Origin of the sequence: Mycobacterium sp. 3519A (assembly GCF_900240945.1) — a bacterium.
In the GTDB taxonomy this organism is placed as follows: domain Bacteria; phylum Actinomycetota; class Actinomycetes; order Mycobacteriales; family Mycobacteriaceae; genus Mycobacterium.
Genome location: NZ_OESG01000010.1, coordinates 1 through 5,453 on the forward strand (window position 1 = coordinate 1; position 5,453 = coordinate 5,453).

3 rRNA genes are annotated in these 5,453 nt (G+C 56.3%); all 3 read left to right on the top strand.

What is annotated here, in order from left to right:
- Positions 1 to 176 precede the first annotated feature (176 nt).
- Positions 177 to 1,698 (top strand): 16S ribosomal RNA (locus C1A30_RS00080).
- 394 nt (positions 1,699 to 2,092) lie between these two features.
- Positions 2,093 to 5,213, top strand: a 23S ribosomal RNA gene (locus C1A30_RS00090).
- A 117-nt stretch (positions 5,214 to 5,330) separates the two neighbouring features.
- Positions 5,331 to 5,445 (top strand): 5S ribosomal RNA (gene rrf / locus C1A30_RS00095).
- Together the 16S, 23S and 5S rRNA genes form the textbook arrangement of a ribosomal RNA operon.
- Positions 5,446 to 5,453: the final 8 nt, after the last annotated feature.

Here is a 5,453-nt window from a genome sequence, read left to right on the forward strand (position 1 = left end):
CGGGTGTGTTGTTTGAGAACTCAATAGTGTGTTTGGTGGTTTTTGTTTGTTGTTTTTTGGCCACGTTCTTTTTCCCGTTTAGGGCGTGGTTGTTTTTTGATGCCAGTTTTTGGTGTCTTGTTTGGTCAGATTTTCTCTGATTGTGAATTCTGCCTGGGTTTTGGCCTGGGGGTTTTTGTTTGGAGAGTTTGATCCTGGCTCAGGACGAACGCTGGCGGCGTGCTTAACACATGCAAGTCGAACGGAAAGGCCCTTTCGGGGGTGCTCGAGTGGCGAACGGGTGAGTAACACGTGGGTGATCTGCCCTGCACTTTGGGATAAGCCTGGGAAACTGGGTCTAATACCGGATAGGACTACGCGATGCATGTCGTGTGGTGGAAAGCTTTTGCGGTGTGGGATGGGCCCGCGGCCTATCAGCTTGTTGGTGGGGTGATGGCCTACCAAGGCGACGACGGGTAGCCGGCCTGAGAGGGTGTCCGGCCACACTGGGACTGAGATACGGCCCAGACTCCTACGGGAGGCAGCAGTGGGGAATATTGCACAATGGGCGCAAGCCTGATGCAGCGACGCCGCGTGAGGGATGACGGCCTTCGGGTTGTAAACCTCTTTCAGCATCGACGAAGCGCAAGTGACGGTAGATGCAGAAGAAGCACCGGCCAACTACGTGCCAGCAGCCGCGGTAATACGTAGGGTGCGAGCGTTGTCCGGAATTACTGGGCGTAAAGAGCTCGTAGGTGGTTTGTCGCGTTGTCCGTGAAAACTCACAGCTTAACTGTGGGCGTGCGGGCGATACGGGCAGACTGGAGTACTGCAGGGGAGACTGGAATTCCTGGTGTAGCGGTGGAATGCGCAGATATCAGGAGGAACACCGGTGGCGAAGGCGGGTCTCTGGGCAGTAACTGACGCTGAGGAGCGAAAGCGTGGGGAGCGAACAGGATTAGATACCCTGGTAGTCCACGCCGTAAACGGTGGGTACTAGGTGTGGGTTTCCTTCCTTGGGATCCGTGCCGTAGCTAACGCATTAAGTACCCCGCCTGGGGAGTACGGCCGCAAGGCTAAAACTCAAAGGAATTGACGGGGGCCCGCACAAGCGGCGGAGCATGTGGATTAATTCGATGCAACGCGAAGAACCTTACCTGGGTTTGACATGCACAGGACGTCGGCAGAGATGTCGGTTCCCTTGTGGCCTGTGTGCAGGTGGTGCATGGCTGTCGTCAGCTCGTGTCGTGAGATGTTGGGTTAAGTCCCGCAACGAGCGCAACCCTTGTCTCATGTTGCCAGCGCGTTATGGCGGGGACTCGTGAGAGACTGCCGGGGTCAACTCGGAGGAAGGTGGGGATGACGTCAAGTCATCATGCCCCTTATGTCCAGGGCTTCACACATGCTACAATGGCCGGTACAAAGGGCTGCGATGCCGTGAGGTGGAGCGAATCCTTTCAAAGCCGGTCTCAGTTCGGATCGGGGTCTGCAACTCGACCCCGTGAAGTCGGAGTCGCTAGTAATCGCAGATCAGCAACGCTGCGGTGAATACGTTCCCGGGCCTTGTACACACCGCCCGTCACGTCATGAAAGTCGGTAACACCCGAAGCCGGTGGCCTAACCCCTTGTGGGAGGGAGCCGTCGAAGGTGGGATCGGCGATTGGGACGAAGTCGTAACAAGGTAGCCGTACCGGAAGGTGCGGCTGGATCACCTCCTTTCTAAGGAGCACCACGAAAAACATTCCCGTTGTGGGGGTGTGAGCCGTGAGGAGCTTGGTCGCTGTAGTGGCGCCGGCTTGGTGCAACAGCAAACGTGTTGTGGCCCTGCGGGTTTAGGGGTTACGCGGAAATCATCAGACACACTATTGGGCTTTGAGGCAACAAGCCCGTTGTTCTTGGTCTGTGGATCAAGAGGTTTGGTTGTCGCCCTGCTTTGGTGGTGGGGTGTGGTGTTTGATTTGTGGATAGTGGTTGCGAGCATCTAGCACGCATGGGGCGTCGGCTCTCGTTGTGGGGGTTGGTGTTTTGTGTGTGTTGATGTGCAATTTTTCTGATGCCTGCATGTGCCCTTTTTTGTGGGGTGTGTGTGGGTGACTCATTTTTTGGTTTTGTGTTGTAAGTGTTTAAGGGCGCATGGTGGATGCCTTGGCACTGGGAGCCGATGAAGGACGTGGGAGGCTGCGATATGCCTCGGGGAGTTGTCAACCGAGCGTGGATCCGAGGATGTCCGAATGGGGAAACCCGGCACGAGTGATGTCGTGTCACCCAACGCTGAATGTATAGGCGTTGGGGGGGAACGCGGGGAAGTGAAACATCTCAGTACCCGTAGGAAGAGAAAACAAGTGTGATTCCGTGAGTAGTGGCGAGCGAAAGCGGAGGATGGCTAAACCGCGTGCATGTGATACCCGGCGGGGGTTGTGTGCGTGGTGTTGTGGGGCGTTTCTTCTCATCACCGCCGTGATGGGCGAAAGTGATAAACCGTGGTGTTAGGTGAAGTGGCCTGGGATGGTCTGCCGGAGTGGGTGAGAGCCCCGTAACCGAAAACATTGCGGCTTTCGTGGAACTGTTCCCCGAGTAGCAGCGGGCCCGTGGAATCTGCTGTGAATCTGCCGGGACCACCCGGTAAGCCTGAATACTTCTCAGTGACCGATAGCGGATTAGTACCGTGAGGGAATGGTGAAAAGTACCCCGGGAGGGGAGTGAAAGAGTACCTGAAACCGTGCGCTTACAATCCGTCAGAGCCCTCTTTGTTGTGGGGTGATGGCGTGCCTTTTGAAGAATGAGCCTGCGAGTCAGGGACATGTCGCGAGGTTAACCCGGGTGGGGTAGCCGCAGCGAAAGCGAGTCTGAATAGGGCGTATCCGCACAGTAGTGTGTGGTGTAGTGGTGTGTTCTGGACCCGAAGCGGAGTGATCTACCCATGGCCAGGGTGAAGCAGCAGTAAGATGTTGTGGAGGCCCGAACCCACTTAGGTTGAAGACTGAGGGGATGAGTTGTGGGTAGGGGTGAAAGGCCAATCAAACTCCGTGATAGCTGGTTCTCCCCGAAATGCATTTAGGTGCAGCGTTGCGTTTAAGCACTGCGGAGGTAGAGCTACTGGATGGCCGATGGGCCCTACTAGGTTACTGACGTCAGCCAAACTCCGAATGCCGCAGTGTGTTGCGTGGCAGTGAGACGGCGGGGGATAAGCTCCGTGCGTCGAGAGGGAAACAGCCCAGATCGCCGGCTAAGGCCCCTAAGCGTGTGCTAAGTGGAAAAGGATGTGCAGTCGCGAAGACAACCAGGAGGTTGGCTTAGAAGCAGCCACCCTTGAAAGAGTGCGTAATAGCTCACTGGTCAAGTGATTGTGCGCCGATAATGTAGCGGGGCTCAAGCACACCGCCGAAGCCGCGGCAACGTATTTATACGTTGGGTAGGGGAGCGTCCTGCATCCGGTGAAGCAGCCGTGGAAACGTGTTGTGGAGGGTGTGGGAGTGAGAATGCAGGCATGAGTAGCGATAAGGCAAGTGAGAACCTTGCCCGCCGAAAGACCAAGGGTTCCTGGGCCAGGCCAGTCCGCCCAGGGTGAGTCGGGACCTAAGGCGAGGCCGACAGGCGTAGTCGATGGACAACGGGTTGATATTCCCGTACCCGTGTGTGCGCGCCCGTGATGAATCCATTCTGCTAACCGTCCAAACGGTGGTCGATCAATCCCTTCGGGGTGCGACGGTCATCTGCTGCACGGGACCCGGATGGGTAGTAGTCAAGCGATGGGGTGACGCAGGAAGGTAGCCGTACCAGTTAGTGGTAATACTGGGGCAAGCCTGTAGGGAGTTGGGTAGGTAAATCCGCCTGACGCATATCCTGAGAGGTGATGCATAGCCGAGTGAGGTGAATTCGGTGATCCTATGCTGCCGAGAAAAGCCTCTAGCGAGCTCACACACGGCCCGTACCCCAAACCAACACAGGTGGTCAGGTAGAGAATACCGAGGCGTACGAGTGAACTATGGTTAAGGAACTCGGCAAAATACCCCCGTAACTTCGGGAGAAGGGGGACCCCCATACCGTCAACACCTTCGCGGTGGGTAGCGGGAGGGGGTGGCACAAACCAGTGAGAAGCGACTGTTTACTAAAAACACAGGTCCGTGCGAAGTCGCAAGACGATGTATACGGACTGACGCCTGCCCGGTGCTGGAAGGTTAAGAGGACCCGTTAACCCTTTCGGGGGTGAAGCGGAGAATTTAAGCCCCAGTAAACGGCGGTGGTAACTATAACCATCCTAAGGTAGCGAAATTCCTTGTCGGGTAAGTTCCGACCTGCACGAATGGCGTAACGACTTCTCAACTGTCTCAACCATAGACTCGGCGAAATTGCACTACGAGTAAAGATGCTCGTTACGCGCGGCAGGACGAAAAGACCCCGGGACCTTCACTACAACTTGGTATTGGTGCTCGATACGGTTTGTGTAGGATAGGTGGGAGACGGTGAAGCCAAGACGCCAGTTTTGGTGGAGTCATTGTTGAAATACCACTCTGATCGTATTGGGCCTCTAACCTCGGACCGTTTATCCGGTTCAGGGACAGTGCCTGGTGGGTAGTTTAACTGGGGCGGTTGCCTCCTAAAATGTAACGGAGGCGCCCAAAGGTTCCCTCAACCTGGACGGCAATCAGGTGTTGAGTGTAAGTGCACAAGGGAGCTTGACTGCGAGACGTACATGTCGAGCAGGGACGAAAGTCGGGACTAGTGATCCGGCACCCCCGAGTGGAAGGGGTGTCGCTCAACGGATAAAAGGTACCCCGGGGATAACAGGCTGATCTTCCCCAAGAGTCCATATCGACGGGATGGTTTGGCACCTCGATGTCGGCTCGTCGCATCCTGGGGCTGGAGCAGGTCCCAAGGGTTGGGCTGTTCGCCCATTAAAGCGGCACGCGAGCTGGGTTTAGAACGTCGTGAGACAGTTCGGTCTCTATCCGCCGCGCGCGTCAGAAGCTTGAGGAAACCTGTCCCTAGTACGAGAGGACCGGGACGGACGAACCTCTGGTCCACCAGTTGTCCCACCAGGGGCACCGCTGGATAGCCACGTTCGGACAGGATAACCGCTGAAAGCATCTAAGCGGGAAACCCCCTCCAAGACCAGGCTTCTCACCCATTCAGTGGGATAAGGCCCCCCGCAGACCACGGGATCAATAGACCAGACCTAGAAGCGCAGCAATGCGTGCAGGGAACTGGCACTAACCGGCCGAAAACTTACACACAAACTCGCAACCACACACATTCACAGCAGTCATTCACTGCACCCCACCACCAAATAACCACGGGGCTGAAAAAGAATTCCCACCCCCGCGTGGGCACTTCACATAAGTGAATAGAGTTACGGCGGTACATAGCGGCAGGGAAACGCCCGGACCCATCCCGAACCCGGAAGCTAAGCCTGCCAGCGCCGATGATACTACCCAACCCGGGTGGAAAAGTAGGACACCGCCGAACACAATTTA